This window comes from Mycobacterium sp. 1245801.1 (assembly GCF_001673055.1).
In the GTDB taxonomy this organism is placed as follows: Bacteria; Actinomycetota; Actinomycetes; order Mycobacteriales; family Mycobacteriaceae; genus Mycobacterium; species Mycobacterium europaeum_A.
Genome location: NZ_LZKY01000189.1, coordinates 1 through 19,860, shown reverse-complemented (window position 1 = coordinate 19,860; position 19,860 = coordinate 1). Strand labels below are relative to the sequence as shown.

The window sequence follows — 19,860 nt, the reverse complement described above, 5'->3', positions numbered from 1 at the left end:
ACGGAGAATGTTGGTGGCCAAGGATTTTCGCTTCGGAATGAGCATGCGGTTCTTCAAGTCGCGCGATGCCCTGCTGGACAAGGCCAAGCGCGCTGAGGACGCCGGCTTCGACATTCTCTGTGTGCCCGACCATTTGGGCGCCGCCGCGCCCTTCCCGACGCTGACCGCGGTCGCGATGGCCACCACGACGCTGCGGCTGAGCATGTATGTGCTCAATTCGGCGTTCTACAAGCCGGCCCTGCTCAGCCGGGACATGCAGGCACTGGACCTGCTCAGCGACGGCCGCCTGGAGATCGGGCTGGGCACCGGTTACGTCCGCGAGGAGTTCGAAGCCGCGGAGATCCCGTATCCCAGCGCACGCGAGCGGGTCGACTACCTCGAACACATGACGAAGTACCTGAAAGAGCACCACCCGTCGACGCCGCTGATCATCGCCGGCAACGGCGATCGGGTGCTGACCATCGCCGCCCGCAACGCCGACATCATCGGGCTGACCGGATCCAGGGTGCGCGACGTCGAGGACCCGTTCGCCGAGCGGGTCGACTTCGTCCGCAAGGCCGCCGGAGATCGGTTCGACTCGCTGGAGCTGAATCTGGCCATCACGGCGATGCCGCGGGCCGGCGAGACCGAGCCCGACCTCAAGCTGACCCGCGCCTATTCGCCGGACCTGTCCGACGAGGAGATCCTGTCGCAGCCCTCGGTGCTCAGCGGTTCGCCGCGCGATATCGCCGACACCTTGTCCGGGTACCGGGAGAAGTACGGCGTCTCGTCCTTCACCGTGCAGGACAACAACATCGAGAACTTCTCGAAGGTGATCGCCGAACTGCGCTGACCGCCGTGGCGATTCAGGGGTCAGCCTGCCGGTAAGCTCAGGCCCGTCCGCCCTCGTAGCTCAGGGGATAGAGCACGGCTCTCCTAAAGCCGGTGTCGCAGGTTCGAATCCTGCCGGGGGCACCGCATAATGTGTGACGGGCCGCCACTGTCATGGCCAGTCCGGCGAGGGGTATGAATCGGCGGCACGGCGCAAGAGGATGGTCGGATGACCACCTCACCGAACCGCGTTCTCATCCCGACATTCGCCGCGCTGCGCTTCGCCACCGGCGTGACCGCATGGGCGGCTCCGGCCAAGGCCGCGCGCCTGTTTGGGCTGGCCGGCGCCGAGCGGCAGCCCTTCACCACCCAGCTGTTCGGGTCTCGCGAATTGACGCTGGCCCTCGCCGTCACGGATGCCTCTCCGCGGTTGCGCACCCGCGCACTACAACTTGGGCTGCTCACCGACGCCATGGACGTCATCGCGGCCCTGCGCGGCATCCGACGTCAGACGCTGCCGCCGGCCGGTGCCCTCATCACCGGCGGCGGCGCGGCGTTGTTTCTCGGCTTGGGACTTGCCGCGTTGGCAAACCAGAATCGCGCCGGCGCCTCGACGGCGTGAGCCGGGTGGTGAGTTGGGTCACGTCGTCGCCCGATCGGGCAACCTTCCGATCGTCCAGGTGTTGCAAGACCTAGTCACTCAACGAACGGTGACCCCACCTAGCGAGGCTGACATGCAGACCCCCACCGGAGGACGTTTCGGCGCCCGCTACCCGATCGCCGAGACACTGTGGATCATCGCGGGCACAATCTTATTGCTCGCCTTCGGGGACGTCGTACTCGTATTGGCCTTGGCGGTCGGCTTCGTGGGTATGACGGCCGCCTGGTGGATTCATCGCGACGCCCGCCCGCGCAGCGGTGACGAGGCCTTGGCTTCGGTGTCTCACCTGCCGGCGGGCCGCGGCGAGCTCACGAAGGCGTCGGTGCACGCACCGTGGCATCGCCGCCGCGCCGCCTAGCGGCGCCACAGGCCGAGCCCACGTGCGGCTACCCCCAGGTGGCTCGGGGCGGTGTGGCCTTGGACTTCTCGGCAGAGGACAAGTGCACGGCATGGACGCCAGGCTTCTTGGCCAGCTGGTCCAACAGACTTTCCAGGTGCGCCTTATCGGTGTGCCAGTGCTGAACCGCCTCGGGCGTCTGCTGCAGTTCCGCGAGGACGGTCTTCAGCTTGTCCGGCGTCTCGGCGTCGTCGCCCGACGGGCGGCGGCCCACCCCCCGCAGGGCGGCTCCGGTGAGTCCGCGGGGCACCGAGCCGCCCAGGGCGCTTCCGGCCAAGGCCGCCAGGACCATTTCGCTGGCGAGACCACTCGTGCTCGCCGCGACCGTCGGCGCGGCACCCACGCTGGTGCACTCCAGCACGGTGGCGGCCAACTTGATCCCCGGGCTGGCCACCGCCCAGCTCGGCGGTACGGATAACGCTCCTGCCAGGCCGGCGCTGCCGACACTTGCGGACACGGCGGACGCGCCGGCCGTCGTGGCCGCCTGCGTGCTCGAGCCGAGCGCGGCGAACAGCGGTCCCTCCAGGTCGACCGCCGTGTCGCTCCAGGTCCGTGCCGTCACCACCAGGCCCAAGCTCAGGCTGAGCAACGTGTCGTTCACCGGACGAATGGCTTTGGTGACGAACTCGACGTTCGCGGCGATCCGCGCCAGCGGTGTGGAGTTCAGGTTGTTCAGCCATGTCGCCAACGACGACGGATCCGCTGCGGGGGATGCAGCCGGCGCTGCCAGGCTTTGCAAGGTTCGCGGCGTCGAGGACATCAACTGCGACAGGGCGGATTGCACGTTGGCCGGAGCGACGCCGGCGGCCTGGGCGACGGCGCCCGATTGACCGAACGCTCCGGCGGGATTGGTGGTTTGTGGCGCCGAGTCGAACGGCGTCATCTGCGCGGCGGTCGCCGAGGATCCGGCGTAGCCGTACATCACCGCGGCGTCTTGCGCCCACATCTGCCCGTACTCCGCCTCCGTGGCCGCGATCGCGGCAGCGTTGTGGCCCAGCACATTGGTCGCCACCAGTGCCGTCAGCCGGCTGCGGTTCTCCGCGATCGCCACCGGGGGCACCGTCGCCGTGAACGCGGTCTCGTAGGCGGCCACCGCCGCCCTGGCCCGCGCGGCGGCCTGCTCGGCCTGCGCGGCGGTGAGACTCATCCATTCCACGTAGGGTGCAACCGCGGCCGCCATGGCCGCCGACGACGGCCCCTGCCAACCGCTGGCCAGGTTGGAAATCACCGCGTCGTACGCTGCCGCCGCAGAGTGCAGCTGAGCGGCCAAGCCATCCCACGCCGACGCGGCGGCCAACATCGGCCCCGAACCGGGACCCGCATACATCCGAGCGGAGTTGATCTCCGGGGGTAAGGCTCCAAAATCCATTGCTGCTCCTCGATATTGGCGACGGCAGCTAGTCCCGCGCGTCGTCGGCGTTGATGACGATGATGGTGGCGGTAGTTGCCGCCCGCCCGAATGCGCTGCCCCCGAGGCTCATTCCGCGAGTAGAACCACCACCGGCGGCAGCCACGGCACGCCCGGCCAGACCCGAAGCGGCCATATTGCCGAACAGCGACCCCTGCCCCTCTGCCGCCAGCACGGCCGGCGCACCGGCGACTGTGGTTTGTGGCAACACCATGGCGACGGGCCGAACTTCCGGGGCGGCGGCGGCCCATCCCTGCGGCACCGACAGGCGCCCGACCATGGCCGCTCGGCCTATCCCCGTTGGAACTTCGGCACCACCGGGCCTCGGTGAGCCGACCACGCGGTTGCCCGGCTCGGCCCCGCCGCCGAGCTGGGCCAGCTTGAGTCGGTCGCGGTCCAGCCGCTGCCTGGCACTGTTCACATTGGCCACGTTTTGTGGCACCAGATAGTTTTCGACGCCCAGCAGATAAGGGCTGCCGCCGATGCCGAAGAGCGACACTGGGCCCAGTGGACCCGTGAGCGCCGAGTCGAGAGCCGACAGCAGCGACGGGGGATCGGCAGCAGCAGCAGGCGTGGTCAGGCTCTGCAGTGATTGAGGCACGACGGACATCAGTTGCGGCAGAGCCGATTGCGTGTGGGTCACGACCGACCCGCCGGCAGCGTTGGCGACGGTAGCGGCTTGTGCCGCCGTCCCGGCCGGGTTGGCGGTCTGCGGCGCCTGGGTGAACGGCGTCATCTGAGCGGCGGCCGCCGAGGAACCGGCATAGCCGTACATCGCCGCGGCATCCTGGGCCCACATCTCGGCGTACTCGGCCTCGGTTGCCATGATCGCCGGAGTGTTTTGACCGAGGAGGTTGGTCGCGATCAGCGCCATCAACCGCGCACGGTTGGCGGCGACGATCGGCGGCGGCACGGTCGCGGCGAACGCGGCTTCATAGGCGGCCACCGCCACTCGCGCCTGATCGGCGGCCTGCTCGGCTTGGGCGGCGGTCAAGCTCATCCACGCGACATACGGCGCTGCCGCCGCCGCCATCATGCCCGACGAGAGGCCTCGCCAATCACCGGTCAGGCTCGCGATCACCGACTCGTACGACGCCGCCGCGGAGTGCAGCTGGACGGCCAACCCATCCCACGCCGCCGCGGCGGCCAGCATCGGGCCGGCGCCGGGGCCGACGTACATCCTGCCGGAGTTGACTTCCGGCGGTAGGAATCCGAAATCCATTGTTATCCCACCTGATTCAGCGGTACGGCGGTCACACCTCAAGGCAAACCCGCACCGGCCGCAGTACCGGTTTACTGATTGGAAAATTATTTGCGGCCCGGCGTCGCGAGCCCGATTCGCTTTCGGTGCCGGGGGTGCAATACCGACCGGCTCGTGACCGGGCTGCGAGCGGCCGGTCGAGTGCTCTGACGTAAGTTGTTGATTCGCACATCGATTCGACGAATCACAGTCCGCGACCAGGAATTCCGGCAGGGAACTCGGAGAACCTTGCGACGTGGCTACGGCAGTTCGTGGGCCGTCGTGATAGCCGACGCCGCCGGCGTTGTCGCGCAACGCCGGTCACGACATGAAAGGGTCAACCTCGAATGGTTAGGATCCCCTGCTGCGCCACGGGCGATGCCGTCGACGCTGCAGGTATGACTCGACGCGGCAATTATGGGTATCCGTGATGACTTCGATTGCGCGCCAGCTGTCTTGACGGGTCTGCTCGGCGATGAACGCGGCGAGGAAGGGCCGTCCCCGGGTGAGGTGACCGGCCGGCACCGGGGCGTGCCCCAGGCGGCGCAAGGCGATTCCACAGGCGCTCGCCGCAAACACTGACGGCGAGCTGCCCTCCAGAGACCTCATTGCAACGCTCCTGCTTGCACGGCTTTGTGCCGCAAGAAAATCCCCGCTCTACAAGTAGATGAACAGAACACGATCGTACTTTTCGTTGTGACGCGATGTCCAGCTTGCGTTCATCCACTTCGTCTAGTGTCCCGCGCTACTCCGCGGGCGCCACCGGGGAGGCGCGCCGGGGCCGGGCGCCGCGGCGCATCTGGCCGGCCGGCCGGCCCCGTCGCCGCCAATTGGTCGGCAGTCACCACTCGAGTTGCGCGCGAAAGCCGGAGAAGAGGACTACCATCCATAACGTGCGTGTGAGGGAAGAAACGTAGCGCCCGTCGCTTCGTTGGGGCATACGATCTGCCGAGCCTGCGATGCGGAAGCTAGTCGCGACACTGATGGCCGCTGGGGCCGTGCTGCTCAGCGGGGCTACCGCCAGCGCCGAGAATCAACCGGCGCCGCCTCCCCCGCCCGCCCCTTCGTTCTACGCACCGAAGTGCCTGAGTTTCGACCCCAATCCGCCGGCACATTGGAACTATCTGCCCTGCGGGTGGACCACGGACGGCAAGCGGTGGATTCCGCCGCCGCCGTGACCGAGACCCCCTGACACAGATCGGCGACGACGGCCTCGCGGAAAAGCCTTGCGCCGTTTGCTAACTGGCTTTGAGGTGTCCGCCTCCCCGGCAGCTAACGCCGCAGACGCCCGCATCCCCCCGGGCGTCTGCGAGCGAAAGCGCCTGGTCGATCGGAACACCACTGCAGTCCAGGCCGTTGACCACCAGGCCCAGACTGATCGCGCCGTCGGCGCGGGTCCCTTCGATGCACACCTCGATGTCCCGCAGGCCCGGCCTGCCCACCGTCCAGAAATCCGGCCGGTGACCGTCGAACACCGTGTGGGTCTGCGCGCCGCCGACACTGTCGCCCCTCGACGCCGCGCCCGCCGACGAACTGGGCACGCCGTCGGGTAGGGCCGCCGCCGCGAGAGGAGTGAGCGGGTCGGCCAGGCCGCAACAATTGTCGTGATACTCCAAGGCGATCATCGTCGCCCTCCTCTCACTCGGCCATCGTTGTTCGGTGGCAACGCTTTACGGCAGCACGGTGTGCATCAGCATCACGTCGTATGCCGACCACAACGACAGGTTGAAGTACAGGTCTCGTCCCGACGACCAGGGATGGATCATCGGCGCGTAGATGCCGCCGGGCATCTGGAAGGAGGACACCAGCGGTTGCTCGGGACTCCAGGGGCCTTGCGGCGTCGGCGCGGTCCTCGCCACCACGTCGTTGCTGCCGCCGTCGGTGTAGAGCACCAGGTACTGCTTGAGATAACTGTTGTATTGCGCCGACATTTCGCCAACCGGCCCGGGGAAGATCGGCGTCGCCGCGCCGGGATTGTTTGCGACCCAATGGCCGCCGTTGTCGCCGTTCCAGTACTGGTACTTGGTCAGGTCGGGCAGTTGGTTCGGTGGGACGCGGGACAGAAACGCCGCGCCGCCACGTCCCGACGGGGTGCCGAATTGGTAGAGGTAGCCGTCGTTCCCCTTCAGGAAGGCGCCCATCTGGAAGTTCTCATTGCCCGGCGTAAACCCGGCTCCCGGAATGGCGTCCGGTGAGGCCGTGCGGATGGTGGTCGGGAAGATCCCCCAGTTCTGGCCGTTGTCGTTGGACCTGGCGATCGCCGAGTAGTTGGTCGACCACTCGCCGTCGCGGCCCCACTGGCGGATCGACATGTAGCTCATGTACTGCGTGCGGCCCATGGACATCGCCGCGGTCGGGATGATTCCCGTCTCGTGCGCCGCCTTGTGGATGGTGTTGACGACCTGCTTGGACAGCCCGGGCGCCCACACCGGCGACCCCGAATACCGGTCGTTGGGCACACCGTCGGCGATGTGAATGCCCTTGGACAGGTCGTGGTCGTTGCTGCGGAACAAGGTGTTGTAGCGCCACTGCTGGCCGTGCACCTTGCAATAGCCGAACGTGTCACCGAAGGCCATCAGTACCTGACGGTTGGCGGGATCGCCGTTGTCCCAGGCGATCCCGAGGTCGGTGCCGGAGATGCTGAAGCGTTGCAGGGTCTTGTTCGGACCGTTCGGTCCGGTCACCCAGTCGACCAGTGACGTCGGCGCACCGGCGATCGAAGGGGGCGGCGGGCCGGGCTCGGGCTGCGGCTGCGGCATCGGCGCGGCGTTGGGACGCAGCTGGTTGGCATTCGGCGGCAGCGCGGGAACCCCGGGCGCGGGCGGATTGGGTCCTGGCGGCAGCACCTCGGCTTGCGGGTACATCGGCGCGGCCGGGTCGGCTCCGGGCCCTTCGGCTCGCGGATGCACCGGTGCCGAGTACTGGCGGCCTGGAGCTGTCGGCTTGAGCAGTGACGAGATCAGCGGGCCCAGCCGAGGCAGCGGCGCCTGGTCGTTCGTGTGCGTGGGCCGGCGCCCGGTCGGCGGCTGGACGACCGGCTGCGGCGCGGGCATGGCCACCGGCGGCGCGGGAGGATCGACGTTCGCCTCGGGCGCCCCACACGGTGTGGCGTTTGCCGTTGGCGCGGGCCCGATCACGAGGACGAATCCGACAGCGGCCGCCGACGCCATCGTGAGCGACACACTTCGCAGAAACGCCGACATGTAACACCTTTCGAGGGGTAGGACGCCGGTCCTTAGTTGGCTCATGTGACGATAGTGATCCACGGGGCATATGTGACCAGTGATGAACCGATAGGTATCCATCCGTGACCGTGTCGCAACGCGGCGATCGCGGCGCGGCCGCACCCGTTCGACGGTTAACTCCGGGCCGAACCGTGCAGTTGAGAGGCGTTGTCGGCTTTGCCGTTGTCGCCAACACAGTCAACCACGCGGCGCCGGAAGCGCTGCCAGGATGGGGCCACGGGCCGGTCGGACCGAACCGAGGCGGCTTCCCGCCGGCGACACTCCTGTTACTCGGTAGCGGGCGTTTCATTCCCGGGGTCCATCGGCGCCCGGGCCGCCGTTCGAGGCGCCGCGGTGGGTGGGGCACCACTTTGCTGACCGAGCCGAGGAGAACGGCACAGACATCGGCTTGCGCGACGACCTGTCGTCCAGCCGGGCAGCGGCGCGCCGCGCCGGTCGCGCCCCGGGCGCGCATCGGTACAAGCGCACCACATTGGCGCAGCTCAGACTCTCGCCGACGGGACCGACCCGACGCTGTTGCACACACGCAAAACGAAATTCGCCATTCGCCTGGCACAGCGCGAACGCCATGCCACACTGAAACAGATTGGGTCAGCATGTTTGTCGACCCCCATGGGCGGCAATGATCCAACAGAGGCGAGCACGTCGGCCGGCCTTCGTGTCCGCCTAGGTCCCGTCGGTTCAGCCCGAGAGCCGACGGGGCCGCCCTCTTCTCGGGCCTTTCACGGCCCGAACACCGGTCCGCAACGGCTCGCCGATTGGCCTCAACAACACCGCGGTGCGGGAGTACCGTCGGCGTATGGATGGGTCGCCAGGCGTGTGGATTCTCGGTGGTTACCAAAGCGATTTCGCGCGCAACCTGACCAGAGAAGGCCGCGACTTCGCCGCGCTGACCGTCGAGGTTGTCGACGCCACACTGACCGCGGCGAAGGTCGATCCGGCCGCCATCGAGGTGGTGCACGTCGGCAACGCCTTCGGTGAGATGTTCGCCCGCCAGGGCCACCTCGGGGCGATGCCGGCGACTGTCTGCGACGGCCTGTGGGACACCCCGGCCTCGCGCCACGAAGCGGCGTGCGCGTCCGGCAGCGTGGCGGTGCTGGCGGCGATGGCCGATCTGCGATCGGGCGCATACGACACCGCACTGGTGGTGGGCATCGAGCTGGAGAAGACCGTCCCCGGCGACACCGCCGCCCAGCATCTGGGTGCCGCCGCATGGACCGGACACGAGGGCGCCGGCGCCCGCTACCTGTGGCCGTCCATGTTCGCCCAACTGGCCGACGAATACGACCGGCGGTACGGCCTGGACGACGCGCACCTGCGAGCCATCGCACAGCTCAACTTCGCCAACGCTCGGCGCAATCCCAACGCGCAGACCCGCGAGTGGACCATCCCGGACCCGATCGGCGACGACGACGCGACCAACCCGATCACCGAAGGCCGGCTGCGGCGGTTCGACTGCAGCCAAATGACCGACGGCGGCGCGGGTTTGGTGCTCGTCAGCGACGCCTATCTGCGCGAGCACCCCGATGCGCGCCCGATCGGGCGCATCGACGGGTGGGGTCACCGCACGGTCGGGCTGGGACTACGACAGAAACTGGACCGCGCCGACGGTGACCCGTACGTTCTGCCCCACGTGCGGGCCGCGGTCGCCGATGCGTTGCGCCGCGCGCGGCACGGCCTCGACGACGTGGACGGATTCGAGGTGCACGACTGCTTCACCCCCAGCGAGTACCTGGCCATCGACCATCTCGGGTTGACCGGTCCGGGTGAATCGTGGAAGGCCGTCGAGAACGGCGAGATCGAAATCGGGGGCCGGCTGCCGATCAACCCCAGCGGCGGGCTGATCGGCGGCGGACACCCGGTCGGCGCGTCCGGCGTGCGGATGCTGCTCGACGCGGCCAAGCAGGTCAGCGGCGCCGCCGGCGAGTATCAGGTCGACGGCGCGCAGACCTTCGGCACGCTGAACTTCGGCGGAAGTACCGCAACCACAGTCAGTTTCGTCGTCAGCGGCACCGAAGGCGCGTGAGCCATGGATGTTGAAATCGTCGGCAAGTTCCTGTCAACCCTGCCCGAAGACGACGATCACCCCTACCGAACCGGGCCATGGCGCCCCCAGACCACCGAGTGGGACGCCGATGACCTCGTCGCCGTCGAGGGTGAGATCCCCCGCGACCTGGACGGCGTCTACCTGCGCAACACCGAGAACCCGCTCCACCCCGCACTGAAGACCTATCACCCGTTCGACGGCGACGGCATGGTGCACGTGGTTGGCTTCCGGGACGGAAAGGCCTTCTACCGCAACAGATTCATCCGCACCGACGGTTTTCTCGCCGAGAACGAGACCGGCGGACCGCTGTGGCCGGGTCTGGCCGAGCCCGTCCAACTGGCCCGCCGCGAGCAAGGGTGGGGCGCGCGCACCCGGATGAAGGATGCGTCAAGCACAGACGTCACCGTCCACCGCGGGGTCGCGCTGACCAGTTTCTACCAGTGCGGCGACCTGTACCGGATCGACCCGTACACGGCCGACACCCTCGGCAAGGAGTCCTGGAACGGCGGCTTTCCGGCCGACTGGGGCGCGTCCGCACATCCCAAGGTAGACAACAGAACCGGCGAATTGCTGTTCTTCAACTACAGTAAGCAAGAGCCGTACATGCATTATGGCGTGGTCGACGAGCGCAACGAGCTGGCACATTATGTCGACATCCCGCTGCCCGGCCCGCGGCTCCCCCATGACATGGCGTTCACCGAAAACTACGCCATCCTCAACGATTTCCCCTTGTTCTGGGATCCTCAGCTGCTCGAGCACGACGTGCACCTGCCCCGCTTCTATCCCGACATGCCGTCGCGATTCGCGGTGATTCCGCGCCGCTGCGGCACCGGAGACATTCGCTGGTTCGAGGCCGATCCCACTTTCGTGCTGCACTTCACCAATGCCTACGAGGTCGGCGACGAGATCGTGCTCGACGGATTCTTCGAAGGTGATCCGTCTCCCCTGGATACCGGAGGAACCAAGTGGGAGAAGCTGTTTCGCTTCCTCGCCTTGGATCGTCTGCAGGCCCGGCTGCATCGGTGGCGCTTCAACCTGGTCACCGGCGCGGTACGAGAAGAGCAGCTCTCGGAGTCCATCACCGAGTTCGGCACCATCAATCCCGGCCACGCCGCGCGCGACTACCGCTACACCTACGCCGCCACCGGCAAGCCCGGCTGGTTCTTGTTCGACGGTCTGGTCAAACACGACCTGCGCACCGGGTACGAGGAAAAATTCGCCTTCGGCGACGGCGTCTACGGCAGCGAGACCGCGATGGCGCCGCGCGCGGGCGCCGTCGGCGAAGACGACGGTTACCTGGTCACCCTCACCACAGACATGAACGCCGACGCCTCCTATTGCCTGGTGTTCGATGCCGCCCGGGTCGGCGACGGCCCGGTGTGCAAAGTACAACTGCCGGAGCGCATCTCCAGCGGCACCCATTCGACGTGGGCACCCGGAACAGAGCTGCGGCGTTGGCGCACCACGGAGTCGGCGGCCGCGGCGATTGGGCTGTGACGATGCCGCATCGCCGCCGGATGACGCACTGGCCCGCACAGCTGGCCCCAATCGGCGGTCTGCGTTTCGCTCGCCGGTCGTCGAATTTCGCTGAGACGGTGCGGTTTTACCGTGAACTAGTGGGGCTGCCGCTCTATGAGACTTTCGAGGGAAGCTACGGCAGCAACGGCGCCATCTTCGGGCTGCCCAGCTGGAACCTGACGCTGGAGATCGTCGAATCGCCCGAGCCCATCGCTGTGGACCAGCACGAGCAGCTGTGCCTGTACTTCCCCGACAAGCGGGCCCAACAGGCCGCGACCGCCCGTCTTCTAGCGGCCGGGACGTCGCCTGTCGAACAGCACCCCTATTGGGCGGCCACCGGTGCGGTCACCTTCCGCGACCCGGACGGTCGCGAGATCGTGTTCGCGCCCTTCGTGTTCGGCGTCAACGAGCCCGGCCACAGCGCCAGTTCGGGAAAACACGAATTCCCGTCGGCCTGACGGTTCAGCGGCCGGGCCGTCCAGAGGCCAACGCCGCGATGACGGCCACCAGCGAGCACGCCACCGCGCAGACGGCAGCACCCGCCCCGACGTAGAGGCCGTATTCGGCCGACACCGGCGGGCTGACGTTGATCTTGTAATACCACACCGTGAGGGTCACCAGCAGCGACGAAATCAACAGGGCGGCAATCGAAGCCACTTTCACCGACAGGCCACGACCGATCATCGCGCCGACCACCAGCAGCGTCGAGGCCAACAGCACGATGAGCTGGCCCGCGCCGAACCCCCGCGGCAGTTCCAGGTTGCCGTGTGCGCCGCCGATGGCGTTGGCCCAGCCCCCGCCGTTCACGGTCGTCCTCAGCCACGGCAGCCATGCGCTGGCCGACACCACCACGGCGAAAAACGCCACCAGCCAACCGGGACGGAGTCGGCGAGTCATGCTAGCGAGATTAACGGACTGCGGCACCGGCCCGCGTGAGCGAGCGCGCGGCTCGCCGCACTTGGATCGCTAGGTCGGCAGCGAGGACAGGTTGAAGATCGCACCCGTCGGATCGCTCGCGGCGGCCAGCCGTCCGTACGGGGTGTCCTCGGCGTCGCGCACCACGGCGCCGCCGTTGTCGGCGATCACCCGCAGCGTCTTGTCGACATCCTCGGCGCCGAAGAAGATCACCCAGTTAGGCGAAATCTCCTCCGACAAGGCCGCGCCGTCCATCACGCCGAGCAGCTCCTCATCGCCGAACCGGGCTGTGCTGTAGCGGAATTCGTCTGTATCGGAAACCGGCTCGGTCTGCCATCCGAGCACGTCGCGGTAGAAGTCGAGGGCCGCGCCGTAGCCGCGCGTGGTCAGCTGGTGCCAGACCGGACTGCCGGCCGCCCCGATGAGCTCGAAGCCACGGTGCTCCAGCGGCTGCCACAAGCCGAACACCGCGCCGGTTGGGTCGGTCGCCACGGCCATGTGGCCCTTGGCGGGCACCTCGATCGCCATGCACACCGACCCGCCGGCCCCGGTCACCGCGGACAGCGTGGCGTCGAGGTCGGCGGTGTGAAAATAAGTGGTCCGGTGATCCTGCTTCGGGCCGGTTGGCCATCAGGCCCGCGACCATATGGCCGTCCTTGGCGGCGTTGACGTATCCGTGGTACTCGGGACCGGCGGACTCGAACGTCCAGCCGAAGACCACGCCGTAGAACTCCTGGGCACGGGCCACGTCGGATGTGGTCAGGTCGATCCAGCAGGGAGCGCCCAGCGGCGCGCTGTCACGGGTGGGCACGGTGACCTCCTTGGGGTGTCTGGCCCCCGACAGGGGAGCTTCACCACTACCGACTGCCGCCCCACCGAAAACTCATCGGCGGTCAGCCGTGCGCCCTGCCGTCGCCGTTTGTGCTGGGGTCGGATCGGGTGAACACCGTGACGAAGTTCTCCAGCGACCGGTCGATGTCGCCGCGCAGGGCGGCAGCGACGATCATGCCGATGGGCCCGAACAGCGCCGGGCCGCCCAGATGCACGTCGAAGCTGACGACCGAGCCGTCGTCCTTGGGCGCGATCTTGGCCATCAGCTTGACCTTGACCCCGCCGACGCCGTCGCCGTTGAGCGTCATGCCCTCGGGCGGCTTGTAGCGCACCACCGTCCATTTGATCCGGTTGTACATGCCCTTGACCTCGACGATCGACTCGACGACCGTGCCCTTTTCGATCTCGTCGGGCAAGGTGCTGCGCCACACCCGGTGAATGGTCAGCCAGTCCTTGTACCGGGACAGGTCAGAGGCGTGCTGCCAGGCCACCTCGGGTGGCAGCGGGACATCGATGGATCCGGAAAGCTTGGCCATTGCTCAGTTCTGCTGGTCGCCGGTGTCCGCGGTGCCGGCGGCCTTCTTGGCCTGCTCCTGCACCTGGTGGATGGTGTCGGTGTACTTGCCCTGCGTCTTGTCGTCGACGAACTCGCCGGCCTTGTCGATCGCCTTTTCGACCTTGTCGGCGTTCTGCGACAACAGGTCCTTCGCCTTGTCCAGGAATCCCATGCACCCTCCCTTTTCCCGGCATCGTACTTGGCCGGTGACGACGCCCCGCGGTGAGTTCGGCGCGCTCAGCGCCACAACCGCGGCCGCACGCCCAGCACTTTGGCCCGGATCCACCACGTGGCCTCGATCGCCGCCGCACCCAGCACGCCGACCCCCAGCGCCGTGGCGGTCACCGCGACATTGGAGGGGTCGAGCAGGAACGCCTTACGCGCCAGCGGCAGGCTGAAAATCACCACATAGGCCAGGCCCGAAGCGATTACCAGCGCCACCCGCCACCACTGGTAGGGGCGCGCCACCACCGCCAGCACCCACAGCGCCGTCATCAGCAGCGTGATCAGCGCCGCGGTCGACGCCTGATCCTGTTGGACGTAGGTGGCGTGGCGGCCGTGATAGGCCAACAGGTAGGACGCGAACGTCGCGGTGCCGACGATCAGCCCGCAGGGCAGCGCCGAGGTGAGCACCCGGCGCACGAAACCCGAGTGGGCCCGTTCGTTGTTGGGCGCCAGCGACAGGATGAACGACGGTATGCCGATGGTGAACCAGGCGGCGATGGTGACGTGGATGGGTTGGAACGGATACAGCAGCGGGTCGGCCTTCAGGGGCTTGGCGAGCAGGCATTCGATGCCCACCAGCAAGGCCAGCAGGACCGAGTACACCGTCTTGGTCAGGAACAGGTTGGCGACGCGCTCGATGTTGCCGATCACCCGGCGTCCCTCGCCGACGACGTAGGGCAGCGTGGCAAACCTGTTGTCCAGCAGGACGATCTGGGCGACGGCGCGAGACGCCGGGCTGCCGGCGCCCATCGCGACGCCGATGTCGGCGTCCTTGAGGGCCAGCACGTCGTTGACACCGTCACCGGTCATCGCCACGGCGTGGCCACGCGACTGCAGGGCTTGTACGATGGCGCGTTTCTGGTCCGGGCGGACGCGACCGAACGTGGTGTGGGATTCCAGCGCGTCGGCCAATGGTGCCGGCTCCGACGGCAATTGGCGCGCGTCCATCGTCTCGCCGTGCAGCCCGAGCTTACCGGCGACGGCCCCGACCGAGACGGCGTTGTCACCGGACAGCACCTTGACCGAAACACCTTGACCGGCAAAGTAATCCAGCGTCTCGCGGGCGTCCGGTCGCACCTTCTGTTCGAGGACCACCAGCGCGACGGGGGTGACGCGGCCCGGCGCGTCCGGGTGGTCGACGGCGACGTCGCCGGCGGCGACCAGCAGGACCCGCATCCCCTGCGCGCCGATCCGCTCGGCCTGTTCGGCGGCCGCGGATCCTGGGTCGAGCAGCACGTCCGGCGCTCCCATCACCCAGTTTCCGTGGTCTTGAAAAGAGACGCCGCTCCATTTGGTGGCCGACTTGAAAGGTGCTGTCGCCGTGGCGGTCCAGCCGGGTGGCTCGCTGTAGGTCTCGGCGATCGCCCGCATGCTCGCGTTGGGTCGCGGGTCCTGGGCGGCCAACGACGCCAGCACGTCGGCGATGGCGGGGCGCTGCCCCGGGTCGTCGAGTTCGTCGACCCGCGCGACCCGCATGCCGCTTTCGGTCAGGGTGCCGGTCTTGTCCGCGCAGACCACGTCGACCCGCGCGAGTCCCTCGATGGCGGGCAGCTCCTGTACCAGGCAGCGGCGCTGGCCGAGCCGGACCACCCCGACCGCGAACGCGACCGACGTCAGCAACACCAGCCCTTCGGGGACCATGGGCACCAGCGCGCCGACGGTGCGCAGCACGGCCTGCCGCCAGCCGGTGTGCGTGGTGGTGAACAGCTGGGTGTAGATGGTGAGCAGACCGGCGGGCACCAAGAGGTAGGTGATGAACTGCAAAATGCGGTTGATGCCGTTGCGCAGTTCGGATTTCACCAGGGTGAACTTGCTGGCCTCCTCGGCGAGCCTGGTCGCATAGGCGTCCGGTCCGACCTTGGTGGCGCGGTAGGCGCCGCTGCCCGCGACGACGAAACTGCCCGACAGCACCGCGTCGCCGACGGTCTTGGCGATGGGGTCGGCCTCACCGGTCAGCAGCGACTCGTCGACTTCCAGGTTCGCCTCCTCGACGATCTCGCCGTCGACGACGACCTGATCCCCGGGGCCCAGCTCGATGATGTCGTCCAGCACCACCTCGGCGGGCGGCACCGCTCGGGCGCCGGATTGCCTGCGCACCAAGGGTTTCGCCTGCCCGACGATCGCCAGCTTGTCCAGGGTCTGCTTGGCCCGGATCTCTTGGACCATGCCGACGACACTGTTGGCGATGATCAGCAGCCCGAACATGCCGTTGATCAGCGAACCGGTCGCCAGCACGATCAGCAGCAGCACCCCCAGTATCGCGTTGATCCGGGTGAAGACGTTGGCGCGCACGATATCGGTGATGCTGCGCGTGGCGCGTTCGCGCACCGCGTTGGTCTTGCCGTCGGCCACCCGCTGCGCCACTTCGGCGTCGGTCAGGCCAGACGTAGCAGCGAGAGTCATCGCGTGAAGGTCCCCAGCTTGTCGGAGTCGTAGTATTCCAAGTTCAGCGAAGGCGTCGGCGAAGCAGAAAACGTAGCCTTGGAAATCGTTCCCGGTGGGGCGTTTTCGTCGGTCAGGCCGAAGGTGAAGGTGTCGCCGTCCCAGTGGGTGAGGGTGAGCGTCCGGTTCCTCGGACCCATCGCCAGTTGCAGCGCGCCGTCGTGTTCGGTGACGACGGCCGGTCCCCAGTAGTCGCTGGCGTAGATGCCGGCGTAGTCGCCGAGGGGTCTGGCCGGTGCGGGGTTGGCCGGGGGTTGCTTGCCGACCAATGACCCCAGCGGGTTGTTCAGCCAGCCGATCGCCTTGTTGTACAAGGGCCCCCAGTCCTCGCGAATGTGGCCGTACTGGACGAGGTCCATGAATTCGGCGGTCAGCGTTTCCGGGATGCCGTAGGGCGCGGCGTTGGTCAGCGCGATGATGCCCAAATCCTCGGCGGGCAGCGCGACGAAGTTGGTCGCCGCGCCCAGATCGAAAGCTCCCGAATGGCTGTACTCGGTGCGTCCCGAAGAATCCACCGAGGAGTTGAAACCGTATCCGTAAAACCCGGTGCGCGCCTGCGGAGTTTTCGCGGGCGCCGATACCACCTGCGGGCTGACGGCGGGCAGCAGCGCTTCCGGCGAGACGATCCGCCGGCCGTCGTAGGTCCCGTTGCCCAGCAACATCATCAGCCAACGGGCCATGTCGTTCACCGATGAGCTGACGCCGCCCGCGGGCGACTGGGCATCGGGGTCACGCTGGAACCGGGCCTGCCACGTGCCGTCGATCTTGATGTGGTTGACCGCATGGTTGGGCCGGGCGAGGAAATCGGCGAACCGTGAGCTGGTCGACGTCATGCCCAGCGGGCGGTAGAGCACCTCGTCGGACAGGTCCTCCCACGGCTTGCCCGCCGCGGCCGCCACCGCCTCCGCCCCGGCGGTGATCCCATAGTTGGTGTAGGCGTAGCTGATTCGGAACGGGTCCAGCGGCAGGTACTTGAGCCGCTCGAGCGTTTGCCGACGGTCGTAGCCCAGGTCTTCGAGCTTGTCACCGGCGTGGTCGGGCAGCCCGGAGCGATGCGCATACAGGTCGCCGACGGTCACATGGCCGGTGACATAGGGATCGCTCAGCGCGAACCACGGCAGCTTGGCCGCGACGGGCGTGTCCCAGGCGACAACGTTGTCGCTGACTTCGTGCGCGATCACGGTCGCGCCGACCGATTTGGACACCGACGCCAACTGGAAGACGGTGTCGGCGTCCACCTTGTTGTCCTGCCCCTGCCCCTTGCTGACGTCTTTGACGCCAAAACCTTTGGCGTACAATATTTTCCCGTCGTGCACAATGGCCACGGCCATTCCGGGGATGCCGCTGCTTTTCATCAGGTCGCCGACCAGTCCGTCGACCTTGGCGACGGCCTCGTCGATGCGGCCGGCGGGGATCGATACGCCGAAGACCTGGTTGGGCGGGACGTCGGACAGTGTGGACGGCGGCCCGGCGGTCGGCTGGCCGGAACCGCAACCCGTCAGCCCGAGCAGCGCCGCGGCGATGGCGGCCATGGCCGCGCGTGTGGTCACCCGCGCACCCTAACGCGGTGACGATGCGCGTCGCGGGAACCTACAGCCGCCACCAGGGATCGGATTCCTTCGGCGCCGCGGGATCGATGCGTTGACCGGGCAGCGGCACCGCCACGTTCACGCCCTCGGGTCCCGCGGCGGCGAGCAGGCGCTCAACCGGTTCCGCCCACGGGTGGGGGGCCAACCGGAAAGTGCCCCAATGGATTGGCACCAGCAGCCCACCGTCGGTGACGTCCAGGTGCGCCCGCACCGCCTCCTCGGGGTTCATGTGCACGTCGGGCCACGCCGTGTTGTAGGCCCCGATGGGCAGCAGGGTCACGTCGAACGGTCCGTGGTCGGCGCCGATCTGCGCGAAGCTCTTGGTGTAGCCGGTGTCGCCGCCGAAGTACGCGCGATGGGTGGGCCCGACGAACGCCCACGACGCCCACAGCGTCGTGTTGCGGTCCAGAAAGCGTCCCGAAAAGTGCCGCGCCGGTACACAAACCACCGTGAGCTCGTCGACCTTGGCGCTCTGGTGCCAGTCGAGCTCGACGATGCGGTGCTCGGGTATCCCCCACCTGCGCAGGTGGGCCCCGATGCCGAGCGGCACGAAGAACGGGGCCCGCTGGGTGCGGGCCAGCGCCAGGACCGTGTCGATGTCGAGGTGGTCGTAATGGTCATGGCTGATCACCACCGCATCGACGGCGGGCAGCGCCTCGAGTTGGATCGGCGGCGGGTGCAGCCGCTGCGGGCCGACGACGTCGGAGGGTGAACACCGGTCGCTCCACACCGGATCGGTGAGCACCCGGTAGCCGTCGATCTCCAGCAGCGCCGTGGAGTGGCCGAACCAGCTGACGGCCAGCCGGCTCGGGTCGGCGTCGAGGATTCCCGGCGACGCCAGCGGGATCGGCCCCTTCGGCCGGCTGCCGCCCCGGTTCCCGATCAGCTCCCAGGCGACCAGCCGCAGTTGCTCGCGGTCCATCCTGGCTTCCGAGGGGGGCTCGAGGTTGACGAAGGCGCCGTCGCGGTAGTTCGGCGACCCCGCGGTCACCGCGGCGATCGAGGCGGGGTGGGCGCCGAGCGCGTCCGGCGCGCCGTGCAGCGCTCGCACCAGCCAACTTCCGGCCGCCAGCGACGCCGTACCGGCGACCAGCCGCAGCGTCCCCCGCATGATCGTCAGGCCCCCTGGAACTTCGGCGGCCGCTTCTCGATCCGGGCGACCTGGGCTTCGATGACGTCTTGGCTGCTCCAGGCCTTATCGAAGAGTTCCTTGTGCACCGGCCCGGCCTCCTCGATGGCGCCATCGTCGTTGAGCACCCGCTTGGCATGCTGGATCGCCAGCGGCGCCAGCCCGGCGATCTCGGCCGCCCAGGCCTGCGCGTCGGCGAGCGTGCCGATGCGGTTGGCCATCCCCGTTTGCAGCGCCACGTCGGCGGGCAGCTTCTCCGCCGTCAGCAGCATGGCCCGGGCGCGGCCGTGGCCGACGAGCGAGGACAACCGCCGGATGCTCCAGTTGTCCAGTGCCAGACCATATTTCGAGGTGGGGAACTGGAAGAACGCGTCGGGTGCCACCACCCGCAGGTCGCATTGCATGGCCAGTTGCAGGCCGGCGCCGATCGCCGGGCCGTTGATGGCCCCGATGACCGGGATCAGCGTGGCGTCGAGCACCCTGTGCAGCTCGACGAGCCGGTCGGGGTAGTCGGCGGCGAAGGCGTCCCCGGACAGGTCCGCGCCGGCGCAGAACACCGTGCCCTGACCGGTCAGCACGATCGCGCGGGTGGAGCCGTCGCCCGCCTTCAGCACCGCCTCGCGCAGTTCACCAGCCGTGATACGACTCACGAGACGAGGCTATATAGGGTGGCTGCCATGATCGGTGTTACCCAGGCCGAGGCCGTGATGACCATCGAGCTGCAGCGTCCCGAGCGCCGCAACGCCTTGAACTCCGAGCTGGTCGAGGAGCTGCGCGAGGCGGTGCTGAAGGCGGGCGACGGCTCCACCCGCGCGATCGTGCTGACCGGTCAGGGCACGGTGTTCTG

At 68.0% G+C, this 19,860-nt stretch carries 19 protein-coding genes, 1 tRNA gene and 2 pseudogenes; 9 read left to right on the top strand and 13 right to left on the bottom strand.

The window, feature by feature from the left end; genetic code table 11:
• The first annotated feature begins 7 nt into the window (after positions 1-7).
• The 4 genes from A5622_RS11940 (at position 8) to A5622_RS11925 (ending at position 1,829) form a co-directional block, all read left to right on the top strand.
• On the top strand, positions 8-832 hold the full coding sequence (locus tag A5622_RS11940; RefSeq protein ID WP_066878692.1) for an LLM class F420-dependent oxidoreductase: 825 nt from the start codon (positions 8-10) through the stop codon (positions 830-832).
• 49 nt (positions 833-881) lie between these two features.
• A tRNA-Arg gene (locus A5622_RS11935) sits at positions 882-954 on the top strand.
• A gap of 85 nt (positions 955-1,039) precedes the next feature.
• Positions 1,040-1,432, top strand: a complete 393-nt coding sequence (locus A5622_RS11930) for a hypothetical protein (RefSeq protein WP_066878691.1) — start codon at positions 1,040-1,042, stop codon at positions 1,430-1,432.
• Positions 1,433-1,544: 112 nt separating this feature from the next.
• Positions 1,545-1,829, top strand: coding sequence for a hypothetical protein (locus A5622_RS11925; protein ID WP_066878690.1), 285 nt, complete (start codon positions 1,545-1,547; stop codon positions 1,827-1,829).
• 28 nt (positions 1,830-1,857) lie between these two features.
• Here the strand turns inward: A5622_RS11925 and A5622_RS11920 are convergent, their stop codons facing one another.
• The 3 genes from A5622_RS11920 to A5622_RS28190 all read right to left on the bottom strand — a co-directional run bounded on the left by A5622_RS11920 (position 1,858) and on the right by A5622_RS28190 (position 5,125).
• A complete protein-coding gene (locus A5622_RS11920; protein WP_066878688.1) occupies positions 1,858-3,237 on the bottom strand; it encodes a PPE family protein in 1,380 nt (459 codons plus the stop codon).
• A gap of 28 nt (positions 3,238-3,265) precedes the next feature.
• Complete coding sequence (locus tag A5622_RS11915) at positions 3,266-4,498, bottom strand: PPE family protein (protein ID WP_066878685.1); 1,233 nt, start codon at positions 4,496-4,498, stop codon at positions 3,266-3,268.
• A gap of 369 nt (positions 4,499-4,867) precedes the next feature.
• A complete protein-coding gene (locus A5622_RS28190; protein WP_082975979.1) occupies positions 4,868-5,125 on the bottom strand; it encodes a hypothetical protein in 258 nt (85 codons plus the stop codon).
• Between the two features lie 350 nt (positions 5,126-5,475).
• On the opposite strand from A5622_RS28190, the gene A5622_RS28185 reads away from it, so the two are divergent.
• Positions 5,476-5,694 carry a hypothetical protein gene (locus tag A5622_RS28185; protein WP_082972386.1) on the top strand — a complete coding sequence of 73 codons (219 nt, stop codon included), beginning with the start codon at positions 5,476-5,478 and terminating at the stop codon, positions 5,692-5,694.
• 60 nt (positions 5,695-5,754) lie between these two features.
• Here A5622_RS28185 and A5622_RS11910 read toward each other — a convergent pair whose 3' ends face one another.
• Both A5622_RS11910 and A5622_RS11905 read right to left on the bottom strand, forming a co-directional pair.
• Positions 5,755-6,141, bottom strand: a complete 387-nt coding sequence (locus A5622_RS11910; protein ID WP_066878683.1) for a hypothetical protein — start codon at positions 6,139-6,141, stop codon at positions 5,755-5,757.
• Between the two features lie 45 nt (positions 6,142-6,186).
• Positions 6,187-7,719, bottom strand: coding sequence for a DUF4185 domain-containing protein (locus tag A5622_RS11905; RefSeq protein ID WP_066866762.1), 1,533 nt, complete (start codon positions 7,717-7,719; stop codon positions 6,187-6,189).
• Positions 7,720-8,560: 841 nt separating this feature from the next.
• Here A5622_RS11905 and A5622_RS11900 point away from each other — a divergent pair.
• The 3 genes from A5622_RS11900 to A5622_RS11890 are packed head-to-tail and all read left to right on the top strand — an operon-like array spanning position 8,561 to position 11,784.
• Positions 8,561-9,787 (top strand): acetyl-CoA acetyltransferase, encoded by a 1,227-nt coding sequence (locus A5622_RS11900; protein WP_066878681.1) that lies wholly within the window; start codon positions 8,561-8,563, stop codon positions 9,785-9,787.
• A gap of 3 nt (positions 9,788-9,790) precedes the next feature.
• Positions 9,791-11,305, top strand: coding sequence for a carotenoid oxygenase family protein (locus A5622_RS11895; RefSeq protein ID WP_066878680.1), 1,515 nt, complete (start codon positions 9,791-9,793; stop codon positions 11,303-11,305).
• 2 nt (positions 11,306-11,307) lie between these two features.
• The gene (locus A5622_RS11890) at positions 11,308-11,784 is read left to right on the top strand and encodes a VOC family protein (protein ID WP_066878712.1); all 477 of its coding nucleotides are present in this window, start codon (positions 11,308-11,310) and stop codon (positions 11,782-11,784) included.
• 4 nt (positions 11,785-11,788) lie between these two features.
• Here the strand turns inward: A5622_RS11890 and A5622_RS11885 are convergent, their stop codons facing one another.
• From A5622_RS11885 to A5622_RS11850, 8 genes and pseudogenes are all read right to left on the bottom strand, one after another.
• Entirely contained in the window at positions 11,789-12,223 is a 435-nt protein-coding gene (locus tag A5622_RS11885) for a hypothetical protein (protein ID WP_066878677.1), read from the bottom strand.
• A 69-nt stretch (positions 12,224-12,292) separates the two neighbouring features.
• A pseudogene (locus tag A5622_RS11880) lies at positions 12,293-13,052 on the bottom strand (VOC family protein).
• Positions 13,053-13,134: 82 nt separating this feature from the next.
• Positions 13,135-13,608 (bottom strand): SRPBCC family protein, encoded by a 474-nt coding sequence (locus tag A5622_RS11875; protein WP_066866772.1) that lies wholly within the window; start codon positions 13,606-13,608, stop codon positions 13,135-13,137.
• Between the two features lie 3 nt (positions 13,609-13,611).
• On the bottom strand, positions 13,612-13,800 hold the full coding sequence (locus tag A5622_RS11870; RefSeq protein ID WP_066866774.1) for an antitoxin: 189 nt from the start codon (positions 13,798-13,800) through the stop codon (positions 13,612-13,614).
• A 65-nt stretch (positions 13,801-13,865) separates the two neighbouring features.
• A complete protein-coding gene (locus A5622_RS11865) occupies positions 13,866-16,256 on the bottom strand; it encodes a cation-translocating P-type ATPase (protein WP_066878675.1) in 2,391 nt (796 codons plus the stop codon).
• Complete coding sequence (locus A5622_RS11860) at positions 16,253-17,845, bottom strand: serine hydrolase (protein WP_066878673.1); 1,593 nt, start codon at positions 17,843-17,845, stop codon at positions 16,253-16,255. The genes A5622_RS11865 and A5622_RS11860 overlap by 4 nt, the downstream gene beginning before the upstream one ends.
• Positions 17,846-17,885: 40 nt before the next feature.
• On the bottom strand, positions 17,886-18,998 hold the full coding sequence (locus A5622_RS11855) for an MBL fold metallo-hydrolase (RefSeq protein WP_156752932.1): 1,113 nt from the start codon (positions 18,996-18,998) through the stop codon (positions 17,886-17,888).
• A 2-nt stretch (positions 18,999-19,000) separates the two neighbouring features.
• Positions 19,001-19,642 (bottom strand): annotated as a pseudogene (locus tag A5622_RS11850) (enoyl-CoA hydratase); the annotation flags it as partial.
• 48 nt (positions 19,643-19,690) lie between these two features.
• Between A5622_RS11850 and A5622_RS11845 the strand changes: the two are divergent.
• Positions 19,691-19,860: enoyl-CoA hydratase-related protein (locus A5622_RS11845; protein WP_232002948.1), on the top strand; the 170-nt coding region annotated here is incomplete at its 3' end.